At 73.1% G+C, this 18,804-nt stretch carries 16 protein-coding genes and 1 pseudogene; 11 read left to right on the forward strand and 6 right to left on the reverse strand.

Going from position 1 to position 18,804, the window contains the following annotated elements:
* From AB0M52_RS13135 to AB0M52_RS13145, 3 genes are all read left to right on the forward strand, one after another.
* On the forward strand, positions 1-482 hold a 482-nt coding region (locus AB0M52_RS13135; RefSeq protein WP_363952816.1), incomplete at its 5' end, for a response regulator transcription factor.
* A 123-nt stretch (positions 483-605) separates the two neighbouring features.
* Positions 606-1,487 carry an alpha/beta hydrolase gene (locus AB0M52_RS13140; protein ID WP_363952818.1) on the forward strand — a complete coding sequence of 294 codons (882 nt, stop codon included), beginning with the start codon at positions 606-608 and terminating at the stop codon, positions 1,485-1,487.
* On the forward strand, positions 1,484-2,755 hold the full coding sequence (locus AB0M52_RS13145) for an acyltransferase family protein (RefSeq protein WP_363952820.1): 1,272 nt from the start codon (positions 1,484-1,486) through the stop codon (positions 2,753-2,755). Before AB0M52_RS13140 ends, AB0M52_RS13145 begins: the two co-directional genes overlap by 4 nt.
* A 300-nt stretch (positions 2,756-3,055) precedes the next feature.
* Here the strand turns inward: AB0M52_RS13145 and AB0M52_RS13150 are convergent, their stop codons facing one another.
* Genes AB0M52_RS13150 through AB0M52_RS13160 form a run of 3 tightly spaced genes read right to left on the reverse strand, consistent with a single transcriptional unit; the run spans position 3,056 to position 6,113 of the window.
* Positions 3,056-4,006 (reverse strand): VWA domain-containing protein, encoded by a 951-nt coding sequence (locus AB0M52_RS13150; RefSeq protein ID WP_363952822.1) that lies wholly within the window; start codon positions 4,004-4,006, stop codon positions 3,056-3,058.
* Positions 4,003-5,007 (reverse strand): DUF58 domain-containing protein, encoded by a 1,005-nt coding sequence (locus AB0M52_RS13155; protein WP_363952824.1) that lies wholly within the window; start codon positions 5,005-5,007, stop codon positions 4,003-4,005. The genes AB0M52_RS13150 and AB0M52_RS13155 overlap by 4 nt, the downstream gene beginning before the upstream one ends.
* Positions 5,004-6,113 (reverse strand): MoxR family ATPase, encoded by a 1,110-nt coding sequence (locus tag AB0M52_RS13160; RefSeq protein ID WP_363952826.1) that lies wholly within the window; start codon positions 6,111-6,113, stop codon positions 5,004-5,006. Before AB0M52_RS13160 ends, AB0M52_RS13155 begins: the two co-directional genes overlap by 4 nt.
* A 240-nt stretch (positions 6,114-6,353) precedes the next feature.
* Here AB0M52_RS13160 and AB0M52_RS13165 point away from each other — a divergent pair, with 240 nt between their 5' ends.
* From AB0M52_RS13165 to AB0M52_RS13175, 3 genes are all read left to right on the forward strand, one after another.
* Positions 6,354-6,617: a hypothetical protein gene (locus AB0M52_RS13165; protein WP_363952828.1), complete on the forward strand. Its 264-nt coding sequence runs from the start codon at positions 6,354-6,356 to the stop codon at positions 6,615-6,617.
* The gene (locus AB0M52_RS13170) at positions 6,610-7,143 is read left to right on the forward strand and encodes a PH domain-containing protein (RefSeq protein WP_363952830.1); all 534 of its coding nucleotides are present in this window, start codon (positions 6,610-6,612) and stop codon (positions 7,141-7,143) included. Before AB0M52_RS13165 ends, AB0M52_RS13170 begins: the two co-directional genes overlap by 8 nt.
* A 551-nt stretch (positions 7,144-7,694) precedes the next feature.
* Positions 7,695-9,002, forward strand: coding sequence for a PH domain-containing protein (locus AB0M52_RS13175; RefSeq protein ID WP_363952846.1), 1,308 nt, complete (start codon positions 7,695-7,697; stop codon positions 9,000-9,002).
* 9 nt (positions 9,003-9,011) lie between these two features.
* Here the strand turns inward: AB0M52_RS13175 and AB0M52_RS13180 are convergent, their stop codons facing one another.
* On the reverse strand, positions 9,012-10,037 hold the full coding sequence (locus tag AB0M52_RS13180) for a phosphatase PAP2 family protein (protein WP_363952832.1): 1,026 nt from the start codon (positions 10,035-10,037) through the stop codon (positions 9,012-9,014).
* 170 nt (positions 10,038-10,207) lie between these two features.
* Between AB0M52_RS13180 and AB0M52_RS13185 the strand changes: the two genes are divergently transcribed.
* Together AB0M52_RS13185 and AB0M52_RS13190 are read left to right on the forward strand one after the other, a co-directional pair.
* Positions 10,208-10,612 (forward strand): hotdog domain-containing protein, encoded by a 405-nt coding sequence (locus AB0M52_RS13185; RefSeq protein ID WP_363952834.1) that lies wholly within the window; start codon positions 10,208-10,210, stop codon positions 10,610-10,612.
* Positions 10,609-11,439, forward strand: coding sequence for an MBL fold metallo-hydrolase (locus AB0M52_RS13190; RefSeq protein WP_363952836.1), 831 nt, complete (start codon positions 10,609-10,611; stop codon positions 11,437-11,439). The genes AB0M52_RS13185 and AB0M52_RS13190 overlap by 4 nt, the downstream gene beginning before the upstream one ends.
* Before the next feature lie 57 nt (positions 11,440-11,496).
* On the opposite strand, the gene AB0M52_RS13195 is transcribed toward AB0M52_RS13190, so the two are convergent.
* Positions 11,497-12,432: a carbohydrate kinase gene (locus AB0M52_RS13195; protein ID WP_363952838.1), complete on the reverse strand. Its 936-nt coding sequence runs from the start codon at positions 12,430-12,432 to the stop codon at positions 11,497-11,499.
* A gap of 395 nt (positions 12,433-12,827) precedes the next feature.
* Here AB0M52_RS13195 and AB0M52_RS13200 point away from each other — a divergent pair, with 395 nt between their 5' ends.
* Positions 12,828-13,958, forward strand: a complete 1,131-nt coding sequence (locus AB0M52_RS13200) for a lytic polysaccharide monooxygenase (protein ID WP_363952840.1) — start codon at positions 12,828-12,830, stop codon at positions 13,956-13,958.
* Positions 13,959-14,022: 64 nt separating this feature from the next.
* Here the strand turns inward: AB0M52_RS13200 and asnB are convergent, their stop codons facing one another.
* Positions 14,023-15,984 (reverse strand): asparagine synthase (glutamine-hydrolyzing), encoded by a 1,962-nt coding sequence (gene asnB / locus AB0M52_RS13205; protein WP_363952842.1) that lies wholly within the window; start codon positions 15,982-15,984, stop codon positions 14,023-14,025.
* A 198-nt stretch (positions 15,985-16,182) separates the two neighbouring features.
* Between asnB and AB0M52_RS13210 the strand changes: the two genes are divergently transcribed.
* Both AB0M52_RS13210 and AB0M52_RS13215 read left to right on the forward strand, forming a co-directional pair.
* Complete coding sequence (locus AB0M52_RS13210; protein WP_363952844.1) at positions 16,183-17,664, forward strand: aminopeptidase P family protein; 1,482 nt, start codon at positions 16,183-16,185, stop codon at positions 17,662-17,664.
* A 297-nt stretch (positions 17,665-17,961) separates the two neighbouring features.
* A pseudogene (locus AB0M52_RS13215) lies at positions 17,962-18,804 on the forward strand (hypothetical protein); the annotation flags it as partial.

Here is an 18,804-nt window from a genome sequence, read left to right on the forward strand (position 1 = left end):
GTCGACGGCGTACGCGTGCTCGGCCGATCGGACGACGCGACCCGCCTGCCGATCGTCGCCTTTCAGGTCGACGGCCGCCCGGCCGCCGAGGTGTCTACGAGGCGCTGCGCGCCGGAGCCAGCGGCTTCCTGCTCAAAGACGCCCCGGCCGCCGACCTGGTGCACGCGGTACGGGTGGTCGCCGCCGGTGACGCGCTGCTCGCCCCCGCCGTCACCCGCCGGCTGATCGCCGAGTTCGCGGCCCGGCCACAGCGGCAGCGGCACCGGCCCACCGCCCTCGCCGCGCTCACCCCCCGGGAGACCGAGGTGCTGCGGCTGATCGCCCGGGGCCGGTCCAACACCGAGATCGCCGCCGAGCTGATCGTCGCCGAGCAGACCGTCAAGACCCACGTCGGCCGGATCCTGGCCAAGCTCCAGCTGCGCGACCGCGCCCAGGCCGTCGTCCTCGCGTACGAGACCGGCCTGGTCGCCGCCGGCGAGTAGTCCCCCGGTACCAGGCCGGGAACCGCTCTCCGGGTTGACGCCCGCCGCCCGTCGCCCCGCGCAGGCTCGCACCACCGATCGGTGCGAAGGGAGCGCGTGATGGTGTGCAGGGGTGTCCTCCGGGTGGGCCTCGCGACACTGCTCGGGGCCGGGCTGGTGGCGCCACCGACCGGAGCGCCGGCCGGCGTCCCGGCGGGCTTCGTCGAGGCGTACCCGGTGACGGCCGCGGCGATGGGCGCGGCCGGGCCGCCGTACGCCGGCTGGGCCAGCGGTGGGCGGCGGTTCCTGGCCTTCGACGCCCGTGGCGACGGCCGAGCCGTCGAGGTGGTCGGCGACCTGGCCACCGCGGACCGGATCGCGGTGCTGGTCCCCGGCGTGGGCAGCCGGCTGCCCGACTTCGACCGTGGGCTGGGCGGCGTCGCCCGGCGCGCCCTCGCCCGACAGGCCCGGGACCTGCACGCCGCGCTGCGCCGCGCCGAACCGCAGGCCCGGGTCGCGGTGCTGGCCTGGCTCGGCTACGACCCACCCGACGGCGTCGCTGCCGCGGCCACGCCGGCCAGCGCCCGCCTCGGCGCCCGCGCCCTCGGCGAGCAGCTGCGCGTGCTGGCGATCCGGCGGCCGACCGCCCGCGTCACGCTCGTCGGGCACAGTTACGGCGCGGTGGTCGTCGGGCTGGCGGCGGTGGACGCCCCACCGCAGGTCACCGACGTGGTGACCCTCGGCGGCGTGGGCACCGGGGTCGACCGCGCCGACCGGCTCGGCCCGGCCCAGGTGTGGGCGGCCGAGGCCCCGGACGACTGGATCCGGCGGGTGCCGCCGGTGCGGCTGCCCGGGATCGGGCACGGAATCCGGCCCGGCGACCCGTCCTTCGGGGCGCGGCCCCTGCCGGTCGCCGCGACGACCGGCCACGACGGGTACCTGCTACCCGGCGGGCCGACCCTCGCGGCCGTCGCCGAGGTGGTGCTGCACGGTGCCGCCGGTCCGGCGGCGGGAGCCGCCCGATGAGCGCCGACCGGGGCGACGCCCGCCCGCATCGCGACCCCGCCGTCGACGGGCTGCGGGCGTACGCCGTTGCCGGGGTGGTGCTCGGCCACTGGCTGGTCACCGGTCTGGTACTCGACGCCGGCGGCACCCTGACCCAGGCCAGTCCGCTGACCGCGATGCCAGCCCTGGCCCCGGCCAGCTGGGCCTTGCAGACCCTCGGGCTGTTCTTCTTCACCGCCGGATACGCCTCGGCCCGCTCGGTCAGCCGGCACCGGGGCCCCGGCTGGCTCACCCGCCGGCTGCGCCGGCTGGTCCTGCCGGCGGTGGCGCTGCTCGGCACGAGCGCGGCCGTGCTGCTGGCCGCCACCGTGGCGGGCGTACCCGACGGCACCGTGTCGGTCGCGCTGACCCTGGCGGTAAGTCCACTGTGGTTCCTGGCCCCGCTGCTCACCCTCGTCCTGCTCACCGGTCCGCTGCGCGCCGCCGTACGCCGGTGGGGCACGCTGCGCTGCGCCGTCGCGGCGACGGCCGTGGTCGGCGCGGTCGACCTGGCCACCCGGCTGCTTCCCGCCGGCACCGGGCTGCCGCCGGTCACCGTGCTGGCCGCCTGGGCGGTGCCGTACCTGCTGGGCCTGGCCCACGCCGACGGACGGCTGACCGCTCGGCGCGACGCGGTGCGGCTGGTCACCGCCGGGGCGGCCGGGCTCGCCATCCTGGTCACCCTGGGCTACCCGGTCAGCGCGGTCGGGGTGCCCGGGGCCGGCCGGTCCAACCTGGATCCGCCGTCCCTGCTCGTGGTGGCGCTCGCGGTCAGCCAGGTCGGGCTCGGCCTGCTGGCCCGGCCGGCGCTGGCCCGGCTGCTGCGCCGGCCGCTGCCCCGGCGGCTGGTCGACGGGATCAACCGGCACGCCGTCCGGATCTACCTCTGGCACCAGCCGGTGCTGGTCGGGGTGGCTGTGCTCGCGGCCCGTACCGGGGCCACCCTGCCGGGGTTGCACACCAGCCCCGACGGCCCGACCTGGCTGCTGGCCCGGCTCGGCTGGCTGCCGCTCCTGGCGGTCTTCCTGGCGACCCTGGTCCACCGACGCCGGCCACCCGGCGATGAACAGCGGCGGATCGTGGACCGGTCGGCCGAGTGTGTCCGATCCCCCGGCCGGGTGTACGATGATCCGCGTTTGCGGGCCGCCCGGCGGCCCGTACCGCTCCGGACCCGCCGACCGCAGGAGGTGATCGCTGTGCGAGATAGCGATCCTCCCAGTCGTGGCCGGGCCGATCGCCAGCCGCGCTGAGCCTCGCTCCGCCTGAGCTGGCCCCGCTCCCCGGGCCACCCGTCCCGCCCTCCGGCGCTGCGCCGGAATGGCAGAGCGCACGGGTGACACCGGAAGCCGTCCGGTCACGACTTCGTGTGTGCGCGCCCTTGGTCCACCCCTGCGGTCCGCCCTGCCCCGGGCCGCCGAGTCGCCACCCCGGAGCCTGTCATGAGCCGTTACGTCGCCCCGCTGGGCTTCACCCTCGCCGCCGTCTGGGTGGCCGTCCTGTTCTTCATGGCCAGCAGCAGCCACTGACCCGCCGGCCCGCCGGCCCGCCGGTCAGAGCATGCGGGAGGACCAAAGCAGGCTGAACGCGCCGGCGCACAAAGCCAGCAGCAGGGCGAGGCCGGCGTACCACTGGGTGATCTCCCGAGGCTCGGTGCGGAACCCGATCGAGCTGCCCATGTCCTGGTACACCTGCTTCAGCTCGCTCACCGAGGCCGCCTCGTAGAAGTAGCCCTCGGTGGTCTCGGCCAGCTCGGCCAGGGCGAGCCGGTCCACCGGCACCCGCTGCAACTGGCCCGCGATGTCGACGTGGCCCGAGTCGGTGCCGAAGGCGATGGTGGAGACCGGCACGTTCGCCGCCTGCGCCGCCGCGGCGGCCTCCTCCACCGACCGGCCGGCCGTGCGGTACCCGTCGGACAGCAGCACGATCCGGGCCGGTGGGATGCCCGCCGCGCCGTCTGCCGGCACCGACCGGATCGCCTCCAGGCAGGTGAAGACCGCCTCCCCGGTGGCCGTCGCCTCGGCCAGCACCAGCCCGTCGATGGCGCCGGTCACCGCCGGGCGGTCCTTGGTCGGCGGCACCAGCACGTTGGCCGACTTGGCGAACGACACCAGGCCCACGTTGTACGTCTCGGGCAGTTCCCCGACGAACTGCTTGGCCGCCTCCTGGGCGGCCTCCAGCCGGTTCGGCGACACGTCGTCGGCCTGCATGGACAGCGACACGTCGATGGCCAGCATGATGGTGGCCCGCTCCAGCGGTTCCCGGGTGTCGACCGCCGGCCGGGTCAGCGCCCCGGCCAGCACCAGCAGGGCGAGTAGGAACGCGGTCGCCGGCACGTGCCGCCGCCAGCCCAGCCCCTTCGGTGCGACCGTACGCAGCAGTTCCACGTTGGTGAACCGCATCGCGAAATCCCGGCGACGCAACTGCCGCCAGACGTACAGCGCGGCGAGGGCGAGCACCGGCAGCACGGCCAGCAGCCACCACGGTTGCATCAGTCTGATCATCGTGTCGTCCCCCGGGTGCGGGCGTGCCGCTGCGCGGCCACGAAGCGCACCATGTCCAGCAGCCAGTCTCGGTCGGTACGCAGGCGCAGGTGCGCGGCACCGGCGGCGCGCAACGCGGCGGAGATCTCCGCCCGCTGGGCGGCGGCGGCCGCGGCGTAGCGGTGCCGCAGCCCCGGGTCGGCGGTCTGCACCTCGTGCAGCTCGCCGGTCTCCGGGTCGACCACCGGCAGCACTCCCACGTCGGGCAGTTCCAGCTCGCGGGGATCGACCACCTCGACCGCCAGCACGTCGTGCCGTACCCGCAGCTTGCGCAACGGCCGGGACCACTGCCCCGGCGGTGCGAGGAAGTCGGAGATGACCACCGCGACGCCGCGCCGCCGCGGCGGACGGTTGAGCATGTCCACCAGCGCCCCGAGATCACTACGGCCGGGCCGGATCTCGGTGCCCGCGATGGCCCGCAGCATGCCCTGCGCCTCCTTGCGCCCGGCCCGGGCGGGCAGCCGGACCAGCCGGCCCGGGCCCGCCGGTGGGGGTGCCGCCCGCCAGCCGCGCCGCGGCGCGGGGGCATCGCCGCCGCTGCCCACCACCGCACCGATCCGGTTGCCGCCCCGCACGGTCAGGTGCGAGATGGCTGCCGCCGCCGCGATCACCACGTCCCGCTTGAGCCATCGGCCGGTGCCGAAGTCCAGGCTCGCCGACAGGTCCACCGCCAGCCACGTCTCCAGCTCACGGTCGGCAACGGTACGCCGTACGTGCGGCGTCGTGGTGCGGGCGGTGACCGGCCAGTCCATCCGGCGCACGTCGTCGCCGGGGCGGTACTCCCGCGACTCACCCGCCTCACTGCCCGGCCCGGGCAACAGGCCGGCGTAGTCACCCTGAAGTAGCCCGTCGAGCTTGCGGGTGACCAGCAGTTGCAGCCGGGACAGCACCGCACCGGAGCGGTTGGTGGCCGCGTCCGCGGTGTGGTCCCGGTTGCCGGGCAGAGGGGTGGTCGAGGTCACGGCAGCTGCCCGGGCCACCCCGAAGTCGGGGCCACGGCACCCGGCGGCGGCGGTGTCGCCTGCTGCCGGGGCGCCACCGACGGCAGCGGAATGGTCGACAGCACCCGGTGCACCACATGGTCGGCCGGCACGTCGTCGGCGAGCGCGTCATAGCTGAGCACCAGCCGGTGGCGCAGGATGTCCGGCGCGATGTCCTGCACGTCCTGCGGCAGGGCGTAGTCCCGGCCGCGCATCAGCGCCAGCGCCCGGGTCGCCCGGACCAGACCGAGCGAGGCCCGGGGGCTGGCACCGTACTGGATCAGTTGCGCGACGTCGGGCATGCCGTGCTCGGCCGGGGTACGCGTGGCCAGCACCAGCCGCACCGCGTAGTCAACCAGCGCATTGTGCACGAAGACCTGGTCGGCCTTGTGCTGAAGAGCGATCAGGTCTTCGGTGTCGAACACGCGGGTGGGCTCGGGTGCGGCCACCCCCATCCGGTAGACGATCTCCCGCTCTTCGGCATCCGTCGGGTAGCCAACGACGATCTTCATCAGGAACCGGTCCCGCTGTGCCTCCGGCAGCGGGTAGACCCCCTCCTGCTCGATCGGGTTCTGCGTCGCCATCACCAGGAACGGGTTCGGCACCCGGTGGCTCTCACCCCCGATGGAGACCTGCCGCTCGCTCATCACCTCCAGCAGCGCCGACTGCACCTTGGCCGGCGCGCGGTTGATCTCGTCGGCGAGCAGGAAGTTGACGAAGACCGGGCCCAGCTCCACGTCGAACTTCTCGCTGGACTGCCGGTAGATCCGGGTGCCCATGATGTCGGCCGGCACCAGGTCGGGGGTGAACTGCACCCGGGCGAACGACCCGCCGACGACCTTGGCGAGCGTCTCCACCGCGAGCGTCTTGGCCACCCCCGGTACGCCCTCCAGCAGGCAGTGCCCCCGGGCGAGCAGCGCCACGAACATCCGCTCCACCATCCGGTCCTGCCCGACGATCACCCGCTTGATCTCGAACAGCGCCCGCTCCAGGAGGCTGGCGTCCTGGGCCGGGGTGGTCGGCGGCGTGGACGCCTGCGGCTGCGCCCCGTTCGGCGTCGGGGCGTCGGGCGTGGTCGGCTGGGCCACCGGTCCTCCACAGCATGATCGGTCGTCGCGGCGTGTGCGCTACCAAGCCTCGCATGCCCGACTGAGTACGGACGGAGGGAGCGACCGATTTCCGCCACGCCGTCCGTCCCGCGCCAGGCGAATCGCCGATCACCAGTGGACAGATGCCGCCCCGGCGTGTGTACCATTCACCCGTCGCCGGGCGGCTTCCCCCGTGGCCGCCCGGCGCTCACCCTCTCCCGTCGCCCTAGACTGGCCGGGATGAGCGACCCCGATCTTCCCACCGAGGCCCTGATCTGTTCAGCCCGTGGGTGTCGCGCCCCCGCCGGATGGGCACTGCGCTGGAACAATCCCCGCCTGCACGAGCCCGATCGGCGCAAGACCTGGCTCGCCTGCGACGCGCACCGCACCTCCCTGGGCGACTTCCTCACCGCGCGAGGCTTCCTGCGCGAGGTCGCCCCGCTGGCCGAATCGCCTACGCTCGAAGGGTGGACGCGTACAACGGAAGACCAGTCCGGTGACTGATGAGGCACCGGGTGGCCCACCGCCGCCGGCCGCGCCGGCCGGCCCGCTCGAACCGTGGCCGGAGACCGTCCGGTGGCAGTCGATCTCGTCCGACCTGATCTGGGTGGAGTTGCTGCGACTGTCAGGCCTGGTGGCCGTCTTCTCGATCGCGCTCGGCGTCGGCTGGGCGCTCAGCGGGGCCTGGCCCTTCGGCCTGGCGCTCGGCGGCGTCCTGGTGTTCGCCGTCTGGCGGTCGGTGACCATCGTTCGGGCGGTGCACGCCTGGGGCTACGCCGAACGCGAGGACGACCTGCTGGTCCGGCACGGGCTGCTGGTCCGCCGGCTGTCCATCGTGCCGTACTCCCGGATGCAGTTCGTCGACGTCAGCGCCGGCCCGCTGGAGCGGGTGTTCGACCTGGCCACCGTGCAGTTGCACACCGCCGCCGCGGCAAGCGACGCCCGGGTGCCCGGCCTGCGTCCGGCGGAGGCGTCCCGGCTGCGCGACCGGCTCACCGCGCTCGGCGAGGACCGGGCGGAAGGGTTGTGAGCGGCCCGGCCGGCTGGGGCTCGGACCGGCCCGCGCCTCCCCCCGCCGACGCACCACCACCCGTACCGCCGGCCGCCTCCCCCGCCGGCGACGCGGCCTCGCCACCCGACGCCGACGCGGTCCCGCCGCCCGACGCCGAGCCGCACAACCGGCCGCCCGACGCCACACCTCACCCGTCGGCGACACCGCCTCCGGGACCGCCACCCGGGCCAGACACCTGGCTGCCTCCCCCACCCGGCACCGGCCCACACCACTGGCCCCCGCCCGGCGCAGGTCCGCACCCCGGGCCACACCCGGGGTCACCGATCCCGCCCGGAACCGGCCCGCACCCCTGGCCCCCGCCCGGCGCAGGTCCACACCCCGAACCGCACCCGTGGCCGCCGCCCCCGCCCGGCGCCGCCTCACATCCCGGGCCATCCCCCGGCGCAGGTCCGCACCCGTGGCCGCCGGTCGGTGGGCATCCGTGGCCGCCGGGGTATCCGCCCGGCGCACCGTACCCGGCCGGGGCATGGCCGGGCCCGCCGCCGGACACGTCGCAGACGCGGCAGCGGCTGCACCCGTTGAGCCCGGCCCTGCACGGCGCGAAGTCGCTGGTCGTGGTCATCGCCGGGCTGTCCTGGTCGACGCTGTCCCGGGTCGGGTTCGGCTGGTTCGTGGCGATGGTGATCGTGATCGCCCTCGGCGCCACCGTGCTGGCCGTGGTCAGCTGGTACAACACCGGCTACCAGGTCGTCGGCCGGGAACTACGGATCCACGAGGGGCTGCTCTGGCGGCGGACCCGGGCCATCCCGCTGGAACGGCTCCAGGCCGTCGAGGTGGTCCGGCCGTTGCTCGCCCAGCTCACCGGCCTGGCGGAGCTGCGACTGGAGGTGGTCGGCGGGGGCAAGACCGAGGCGCCGCTGGCCTTCCTCAGCGTCGCCGAGGCGGCCGCCCTGCGGCAGCGCCTGCTGGCCCTGGCGGGACGCCCGGCCGCTGCGGCGCAGGGTCCACGGCCACCGGAGGCGGGGTACGCGGCGGCGCCGGCCGGTGTCGAGCCGGCCGCGCCGGCCGGCCGGCCGCTGCACGCGGTGAGCAACCGGGACCTACTGGTCAGTCAGCTGCTGACCCCGCAGGCGTTACTGCTGCCGTTCGGCGTGGCCTTCGTGGCCGCGCAGTTCCTGTCCGAGGGGTCCTGGTCGTTCATCGCGGTGGCGAGCACCCTGACCGCGATGGCCGGCATCCTGTTGCAGCCCATCCGCCGGGTCCTCGACGACTGGCGGTTCCAGTTGGCCCGCGACGACGACCGGCTGCGGATCCACAACGGCCTGCTGGAGACCAGGGTGCAGACCGTGCCGCTGCACCGGGTGCAGACCGTGGGTGTGACCTGGCCGCTGCTCTGGCGGGTCAAGGGCTGGCTGCGGCTGCGCCTGGAGGTGGCCGGTTACGCCGCCGGCGAGCCCGACCAACGCAACCGGCCGGACCGCCTGCTTCCCGTCGGTGACCAGGCAACCGGCGCGGCGATCGTGGCCGAGGTGCTGCCGGGGGTCACCCTGTCGTCGTTGCCGCTGAGCCCGCCGCCGGCCCGGGCCCGTTGGGTCAATCCGCTGAGCCGACAGGTCCTCGGCGCCGGCCTGACCGAGCACGTCTTCGCCGTACGCTCCGGGCTGCTCACCCGCCAGCTGACGATCGTGCCGTACGCCCGGTTCCAGAGCGTGCGGGTGGTGCAGGGGCCGGTGCAGCGGCTGCTGCGACTGGCCACCGTGCACGTCGACACCGCCGGCGGGGCCGGCGCGGCGGCGGTGGACCGGGATGTCGACGATGCCTGGGCGCTGGCGGCGGAGTTGACCGCCCGCGGCCACGCCGCCCGCCGGGCGGGGTGAACGGGTTCGTCAGCGGGTCGCGGGGACCGCGGGCGGTTCGGCGGGTGCCGTCTGCCCGGCCGGCGGATCGGTCGGGGTGCGGCGGGCCCGCCGCCGGCCCCACCACCGCTCGGCCAGGCCGACCACCAGGAAGGTCAACCCGACGTACGCCCAGCCGACCAGCACGTCGATCACGTAGTGCTCGCCGCTGTAGACCAGCGTGAAGGTCATCGCCAACGGGTACGCCAGCAGCACTGGCCACCAGCGACGCCGGATGCTCCGCAGGAAGAACAGCACCACGAACAGCGCGAAGGCGGTGTGCAGCGACGGCATGGCGGCCACCGGGTTCGAGGCCAACTGCCCGGCGTTGAGCAGGTTGCCGGCGCCGTGCATGCCGAACGCCTTCCAACCCCGGGTGGAGATCCGCGCGACCTCCTCCAGCAGGCCGTTCTGCGCCGCCCACCAGGGCGGCGCGGCCGGGTAGAGGAAGTAGGTGACCAGGCCCGACGCGCAGAGGAACGCCCAGCGTCGCATGAACGCCGCCCACCGGCTGCGCTCACGCATCCAGAGCACCGCGGCGGCGGCCAGCGCCGCCACGAAGTGCGAGAAGTACACCCAGCTGGCGAGCACGTCCCACCAGTGCACCTCGGGCCGGTAGAGGTGCTGCTGCAACCAGACGGTCGGCACCTCGCCGCCGGTGGCCCAGCCGAACATCAGCCGGTCCGCCAGGATCAAGTCGTAGGCGTGCGGGACCGTTCCGTCGTGGTAGGCGAAGCCGCGGGAGAGGTTGTAGGCGACCAGCAGCAGCACCACCGGCACCCAGTCCCGGGCGAAGCGCAGGTGGCTGCGCCACGGGCGGGCGGAGTTCCAGGCGATGGTCCCGGCCCAGATCCAGAAGAACGCGTACACCGGGTCGGTGGGCAGGCCGATGACGAGCCAGCCGGCGACGAAGGCGACGCTCCACACCGACATTGCGATCACCCGGCGGCGACCGCCGTCGCGTGCGGCGGGTGGCTCGGTGCGGGCGCTGGGCTGGGGGTCGGTCACGGCAGACATCGCGGACAAGGTTAACGGCGGGCCACGAGTTGCCCCACGCAGGACCACCTGCCGCGCCGGGACAGTGACAGGTGTCGCACCACGGCCGCACCTCGCCCACCGGGCCCGGTCGCGCGGGTCATCTGGCCGCCCGCGTGCCCCGGCCCCGCGCGAGCACCTACGCTGTGGCCATGCCGGAGCAGCTGAAGGATGCCCTGACGCCGGGTTTGGTCGCCCGGGTCGAGTTGACCGTCACCGACGCCGACACCGCCCAGGCGGTCGGTTCCGGCGACGTGCCGGTGCTCGGCACCCCTCGGGTGCTCGCGCTGGCCGAGGCGGCGACCGTGGCGGCGACCGCGCGGCACCTGCCCGCCGACTCGACCACGGTCGGTACCCGGGTCGAACTCGACCACCGGGCGGCGACGCCGGTGGGCCGGACGGTGACGGCGCAGGCCCGGCTGACCGCCGTCGACCGGCGACGGCTGGTTTTCGAGGTCGTCGTGACCGAGGGCGGGCAGACCGTGGCCGAAGGCCGGGTGGAGCGGGTCCTGGTCGACCGGCACCGCTTTGTCGAACGCGCTGGCCAGCCCTCATGAACGGCCGTTTCGTCGAGGTCGCCGACCGGGTGCTCGTGTTGCGGGAGCCGCTGCTCGCGGTCAACGTGACACTGGTGCTCGGTGACGGCGAGGCGCTGTTGGTCGACACGCTCTCCAGCACCGGGCAGGCGACCGAGCTGGCCACCGCCGTACGCGCGGTCACCGGCGACCCGCTGACCCTGGTGAACACCCACCACCACTTCGACCACTGCTTCGGCAACGCCACGCTCGCCGCCGACCCGCCTCGCCCGATCTGGGCGCACGAGTTGGCCGCTGCGGCGTTGCGCGACGACCCGGACCGGCTGCGCCGGGAGGCGTACGCGGAGCTGCGCGCCGAGCAGCCCGAGCTGGCCGCCGAGCTGGCCGACACCGTGCTGCTGCCGCCCACCGACACCGTTCACACCGAGGCCACCCTCGACATCGGGGGGCGGCGCGTGGTCCTGCGCCACCCCGGCCGCGGCCACACCGACGCCGACCTCGTGGTGCAGGTGCCCGACGCCGACCTGCTCGTCGCCGGTGACCTGGTCGAGCAGGCCGGCCCGCCGGCGTTCGAGGACTCGTACCCGTTGCAGTGGCCGGACACACTGGCCGAACTGCTGCGGTGGACCACTCCCGCCACGGTGGTGGTACCCGGTCACGGCGAGCCGGTCGACCCGGAGTTCGTCCGGGCGCAGCACGCCCAACTGGTCGAGCTGGCCTGGCTCATCCGGGCCGGGCACACCGGCAGCGCCCCACCGGAGCGGATCGCGGCCGACGCCCCGTTCCCGGCCCGCCCCGCCCTGATCGCCGCCCACCGCGGCTACGCCGAGCTGGACGGCACCGCCTGACCCGGCGAGCCGGCGGGAGCGCCGGTCCGGCCGGACGGGTCGGCAGCGGCGCGGTGGTCAGCGGGTGAACCGCTCGACCACCTCGGCGCGGGTGGGCATGGCGACCGCGCCGCCGGCACGCTCGCAGACCAGCCCGGCGACCCGCAACGCGAAGGCGACCCGCTCGTGCCAGCCCCCCGGCTCGACCGGCTCGCCGTCGACGAGCAGGTCGGCGACGAGTGCGGCCATCACCGAGTCGCCCGCGCCGGTGGCGTCGAGCGCGTCCACCTTCGGGGCGGGTACGCGTACCGGATCGGCATCGGCGGCGGCGACCACCGCACCGGCGGCGCCCAGGGTGACCACGACGGTGCTGGCGCCCAACTCCCGCAGGTACGCCGCCACCCCCTCGACCGGCTCACCGGGATACAGCAGTTCCGCGTCGACGGTGCTGAGCTTGACCAGGTGCGCCCCGGCGGCGAACTCGGCGACCACCTCGCGGAGTTCGGCCAGCGCGGCCGGGCCGTCCAGCAGGCGGGGGCGGACGTTGGGGTCGAACACCCGCAGTCGGCCCGACAGCGACCAGGCCCGCCGCGCGGCGGCCAGCGTCGACGGCGCCAGCAGCACGATCGAGCCGCAGTAGAGCACGTCGGCACCCTCGACCAGCGCGACGTCGAGGTCGTCGGGGGCGAACAGCGAATGGGACGGCGGATCGCCGTAGAAGCGGAAGTCCGGCTCCGGGCCGGCGAAGGTGGCCACGGCCAGCGTGGTCGGTACGGCCGCGGTGATCGTCCCGGCCAGCCCGACCTGCTCGGCGGCGAGGAAGGCGCGGATCCGGTCGGCGAGCACGTCGTCACCGAGGGACCCGACGAACTGCACCGCGCCGCCGAGCCGGGCGATCCCGACGGCGACGTTGAGCGGTCCGCCACCGATGGCCTGCCGGTAGACCGGTGCGCCGTCGCACTCGGTGTCGAGCAGGTCGACGAGCGCTTCGCCGAGCACCACCGCGTATCCCATCTTCGGGGTCCCTCCGTCGGTCCGTGATGCCCAGGCTGGCACAGCCGATGCGTGCCGGGCGTCGAAGCCAAGGTATTGGCGGGACGGTGCCGACGCGAACCCGACCCCACGGTACGCATTGAGGGATGACTATTGCGTCGATGCGCCCGGCGTGCTGGGATGGTGGTGTCGGGTGACGCGGGGCTGCGCGCCACCGACGCCGGGTTCACCGCACGCGAGGGCATTCACACGCGTCGACAGACCGCTGGCGGCATTCTGCCCGGCGGGCCACCCGCCCCCCGTCGCAGGTCGCCGCACCGTCGCATCCGCCCGCAGCGGGGCGGCTCCTCTCTCGCCACCCCGCGCGTTTCCGGCGGGGCCACCCGACCGGTGCGCCCCGCGAGTCAGGAGAACCCGTGCACCGTCCTCGTCTGGCCGCGCTGCTCACCGCGGCCGTCACCCTCGTCGCGGGCGCGGTCGCGTTGACCGCCAACCCCGACCCGGCCGCCGCGCACGGCGCGGCGATGACGCCGGGTGCCCGTACCTTCCTCTGCTGGAAGGACGGCCTCTCCCCCACCGGCGAGATCAAGCCGCAGAACCCGGCCTGTTCCGCCGCGGTCGCCCAGAGCGGCGCGAACTCGCTCTACAACTGGTTCAGCGTGCTGCGCTCGGACGCCAACGGGCGGACCGTGGGCTTCATCCCCGACGGTCAGCTCTGCAGCGGCGGCAACACCGGCTACCGCGGCTACGACCTGGCCCGCAACGACTGGCCGTTGACCCACCTGACGGCCGGTCGGACGATGGAGTTCCGGTACAGCAACTGGGCCCACCACCCGGGCACGTTCTACTTCTACGTGACGAAGAACAGCTGGAGCCCGACCCGGCCGCTGGCCTGGAGCGACCTGGAGGAGCAGCCGTTCCTCACGGTGACCAACCCGCCGCAGCGCGGCGCGGTCGGCACCAACGACGGCCACTACTACTTCACCGGCACCCTGCCGTCGAACAAGAGCGGCCGGCACATCATCTACTCACGGTGGGTCCGCTCGGACAGCCAGGAGAACTTCTTCGGCTGCTCCGACGTGGTCTTCGACGGTGGCAACGGCGAGGTGACCGGCATCGGTTCGGGCGGCAGCAACCCACCGCCCACGACCCCGCCGCCTACCACCCCGCCGCCCACGACCCCGCCGCCCACCACGCCGCCGCCCACCACCGCGCCGCCCACCACGCCGCCGCCGGGGCACACCGGTGACTGCATGGCCGTCTACCGGGTGGTCAACGCCTGGTCCGGCGGATTCCAGGCCGAGGTCGAGATCATGAACCACGGCACCACGCCGTTCAACGGCTGGACCGCGAGCTGGACCTGGCCGAGCGGTCAACAGATCAGCCAGATCTGGAACGCGACCCAGACCACCTCCGGGTCGTCGGTGACCGTCAGCAACGTCTCGTACAACGGCACCGTCGGCGTCGAAGCCAGTACGACATTCGGCTTCCTCGCCAGCACCACCGGCACCAACGGCTTGCCCACGGTCACCTGCGCCCGCCGGTAACCGGAGCGTTAAAAGGGGCCCCCTGCTATGCCTGAGGCGTTAACAGGGGGCCCTTCCTTACATCTCAGCGGACCATGGAGCCGACGACGGGCTTGGTGAGCAGGGCGGACTGGTTGCGCTGGATGCCCGGGTCCAGCGTCTTCGCGACGAAGATCGCGTGCCAGATGCAGAAGATCAGCACCGTCCACACCTTGCGGGAGTGGTCGAACTCCTCCCGCTTGTGCTCCTCCAGCAGTCGCAGCGCGTACGACAGGTCGAGCAGCTCACCGGCGCCCGAGGTGGTCAGCACGTGCCGGGCCCACTCGTACATCTCGCCGCGCAGCCAGACCCGGGTCGGGGTCGGGAAGCCCAGCTTCTTGCGGTTCACGATGGCCGGCGGCACCACGCCCTGCAACGCCTGCCGCATGGCGTACTTGGTGGCGTCGGAGCGCGGCGGCAGCTTCAGCTCGACCGGGATCTTCGCCGCCACCTCGAACACCTCGCGGTCGAGGAAGGGCACCCGCACCTCCAGCGAGTGCGCCATGGAGATCCGGTCGGCCTTGACCAGGATGTCCCCGCGCAGCCAGGTGTAGAGGTCGACGTACTGCATCTTGGTGACGTCGTCCAGCTCGGTGCACTCGGCGTAGATGGGCGCGGTGACGTCGGTGTAGCGCACCGACGGGTCGTAGCGGCGCAGCAGGTGCTGCTTCTCCTCCTCGGTGAACATCCGAGCGTTACCGTAGTAGCGCTCCTCGATCGGCGTGGTGCCGCGCTCCAGGAAGCTCTTGCCCTTGACCCCCTGCGGGATCGCCTTGGACACCGCCCGCAGGCCCTTCTGGACCCCGCCGGGCAGGCCGTTTACGCCGCTCAGCGAGAGCGGCTCACGGTAGATCGTGTACCCGCCGAAGAACTCGTCGGCGCCCTCGCCGGAGAGCACCACGGTGACGTGCTCGGCGGCCTTCTTGGCGACGAAGTAGAGCGGCACCAGCGCCGGGTCGGCGACCGGGTCGTCGAGGTGCCAGACGATCTTCGGCAGCGCCTCGATCATGTCCTGCGGCCCGATCTTGGTCGGGATGGTCGTCACGTCGAGGTGGCGGGCCGAGTCCTGGGCGACGTCGATCTCCGAGTAGCCCGGCACGTCGTAGCCGACGGTGAAGGTGAGGATGTTCGGGTTGAACTCCCGGGCCAGCGCGACCACCGCGGTGGAGTCGATCCCGCTGGACAGGAACGAGCCGACCGGCACGTCCGAGCGCATGTGCATGCGTACGCTCTCGCGCAGCGTCTCCCGGATCTCGTGGTAGAGCTTCTGCTCGTCGGAGACCGGGGCGGGCCGGAACACCGGGCGGTACCAGCGCCGCACCTCGATCCGCCCGCCCGGGGTCCAGGTGAGGTACTCCCCCGAACCGATCCGGCTGATCCCCTGGTGCAGGGTGCCCGGCTCGGGGACGTACTGGAGGGTCAGGTAGTGGCTGAGGTTCGCGGTGTCGACCCCGGCGTCCCCGGCGTACGCGGACTGCGCGAACGGCAGCAGGGCCTTCTTCTCCGAGGCGAGGTAGAGCCCGTCGACGGTCTCCAGGTAGTGCAGCGGCTTGATGCCGTAGTAGTCCCGGGCACCGAACGCGCGGCGCTCTTGCCGGTCCCAGATGACGAACGCGAACATGCCGCGCAACCGGGTGAGCACCTGCTCACCCCAGTAGTGGTAGCCGGCGACGATCACCTCACCGTCACCGTTGGTGGCGAACCGGGCGCCGAAGTCGCGGATCAGCTCCTCGCGCAGCTCGATGTAGTTGTAGATCTCGCCGTTGAAGGTCAGCAAGTAGCGCCCGTCGGCGTACGGCAGCGGCTCGTGACTAAGCGCCACGTCGATGATCGCCAGCCGCTTGTGGGCGAACACCCCGTCCGCGTACCGGCCGGAGGCGTCCCCCACCACCTCGACACCTGTCTCGTCCGGTCCGCGGTGGTGCAGGCATTCCAACGCTCCGGCGATGTTGTCGCGGTGGGCGGCGGCATCGCCGCGGGCACTGAAAAAGGCCAGGAGTCCGCACATGGTCGTCATCTTTCCACGCGTCCGGATCGGGCGTCGCGGCACGGCCGGCCTCGCCCGGACGGGCACCGCACCCATCTCATACCACCTGGTCCGGGTTGTCGGGGCCGGTATGGCCGGTCCGACCCGGCCCGCCGGCTCCGGCTCCGAACCGGCTTCGCGGTACCGTCGGGACCAGCAATGGCGCGAAGGGAGCGGGGCATGACCGAGGAACGCACCGACGGCAAGCCGGCCGACGGCACCGAGTCGCACGACCCGGAATTCCCACCGGCGTTCCTGTCATTCATGCGGCAGGGCTGGCGGGACACCACCCTGCCGGTCGGCCCGCGACCGGAGGTGCCGAACTACGCCAAGCGCCGGGCCGCCCTCTCGGCGGCTTTCCCCGGCGAGACGCTGGTGATCCCCACCGGTGGGGAGAAGGTACGCGCCAACGACACCGAGTTCCGGTTCCGTCCGGGCAGTGACTTCGCGTACCTGACCGGCGATCACGAACCGGACAGCGTGCTCGTGCTGCGGCCCAACGGCTCCGGCCACGACGCCACCCTGTACATGCGGCCCCGCTCCTCCCGGCAGACCGACGAGTTCTTCCGCAGCCGCCACGGCGAGCTGTGGTTGGGCCGGCGGCACACGCTGGCCGAGAAGGCGACCGAACTGGGGCTGCCCACCGCCGACCTGACCGAGTTGGAGGCGGCGCTGGCCGGCCTGGCGCCGGCGCGTACCCGGATGCTGCGCGGCTTCGACGCCCGGGTGGACGCCGCGGTGCAGCCGTACGACGGTCCGCGGGACGAGGGCCAGCCGGCCCGCGACCGCGAACTGGCGATCGCGATCGCGGAGCTGAAGCTGGTCAAGGACGAGTGGGAGATCGCTCAGCTCCAGGACGCGATCGACGCCACGGTTCGCGGTTTCGAGGACGTGGCCCGGGTGCTGCCGGCCGACCGGGGGGTCTCGGAGCGGCTGCTGGAGGGGATCTTCGCGCTGCGGGCCCGGCACGACGGCAACGACGTCGGCTACGGCTCGATCGTCGGTGCCGGCGAGCACGCCACGATCCTGCACTGGGTGCACAACCACGGCGTCACCCGGCCGGGTGAACTGCTGCTGATGGACATGGGCGTGGAGAACCGGCACCTCTACACCGCGGACGTGACCCGGGTGCTGCCGGTGGCCGGCCGGTTCACCGCCCTGCAGCGGCAGGTCTACGACATCGTGTACGCGTCGCAGCAGGCCGGCATCGAGTTCATCAAGCCGGGTGTGGCGTTCAAGGACGTCCACCGCACCTGCATGCGGGTGCTCGCCGAGGGGCTGGCCGACCTGGGGCTGCTGCCGGTGAGCGTGGACGAGGCGATGGACGAGTCCTCGACCGTGTACCGGCGCTGGACGCTGCACGGCTTCGGGCACATGCTCGGCATCGACGTGCACGACTGCACGAACGCCCGCAAGGAGAACTACCGCGACGGCACCCTGGGCGAGGGGTACGTGCTCACCGTCGAGCCGGGGCTGTACTTCCAGCCGGAGGACGAACTGGTCCCCGAGGAACTGCGCGGCATGGGCATCCGGATCGAGGACGACGTCCTGGTCACCACGGAGGGCGCGGTGAATCTGTCGGCGGGCCTGCCGCGCGGGGCCGACGAGGTGGAGACCTGGCTGGCCGAGCAGCGCGAGGCGGGTCCGCGCCTGCCGGGCTGACCCCAGGTAGGGACCACGGCGGGCCCCGCCGTCGGCGTCTGCGACGTATCTCGTCGTTACGACGCCGATGGTGGGGCCCGTTGTCATTTGCACTGCTCTCGCCCTTCCCGGTTTCATCGGCCCGCTCCGCGCCGACTCGCCCATACTTGAGGCAAATGCGGGGTTTTTTCGGATACGTCCTCGTCGTGAGGATCCTTCTCATACGGTGTTGATCAGAGGCTACAACCGATTTGTAGCTAGTCGTGCCACCTGAGGCGGTGCGACCCGTCTGATAGCACGAAAGGGCGGAAGGCTCTGATGTCCAAGGACGTAACCACTTCCGACGGCGGGGCCCAGATGACCCCGCCGACGAACAGGCGGCGGACGCTCTGGGTCGCCACCGGCGTGGCCGGACTGACCGGCGTCGTCGGCTTGGCGGCGCTGGGCGGCCTCGCCGCTCGTGACAACAACAAGTCCGACGACCCGCAGCAGGTGTCGGAGAACCGCGTGGCTGCCCCGCAGTACGCGAGCGACGACGGCAAGGACCGGGACAAGGACAACGAGAACAAGGACCGGGACCGGGACCACGAGGGCAAGGACCGGGACCGGGACCACGAGGGCAAGGACCGGGACCGGGACAAGGACCACGAGGGCAAGGACCGGGACAAGGACAGGGACCGCGACGAGCGCGAGGTGCGGGAGGTGCCTTGTGACGACGATGAGTTGATCGAGGCCCTCGACCTGGCCAACCGTGATGAGGGTGGCACGCTGAAGCTCGCCCCGGACTGCACGTACGAGCTGGACGAGTTCGACAAGAAGTCCGATGCGGGCCTGCCGACGATCAAGCAGGAAATCAAGATCGAGGGCAACGGCTCGACGATCAAGCGGGAGTCCCGGGACGGGTTCCGGATCTTCCGGGTCGCCGACGGTGGTGACCTGACCCTGAAGGACGTCACCGTCAAGAACGGCGCCGCCGCCGACCGCGAGCACAAGCAGGAGCACGGCAAGGACTGGCAGGGCAAGGACGGCTGGACCGGCCAGGAGTCCGAGAAGAAGGACTGGCACGGCCAGGAGGGCAAGAAGGAAGAGAAGAAGAAGGACGAAAAGAAGGACTGGCACGGCAAGGACTGCTTCCCCGCCATCGACTACTTCGAGGATCAC

It is taken from the genome of Micromonospora sp. NPDC051296, assembly GCF_040682255.1.
Lineage (GTDB): Bacteria > Actinomycetota > Actinomycetes > Mycobacteriales > Micromonosporaceae > Micromonospora > Micromonospora craterilacus.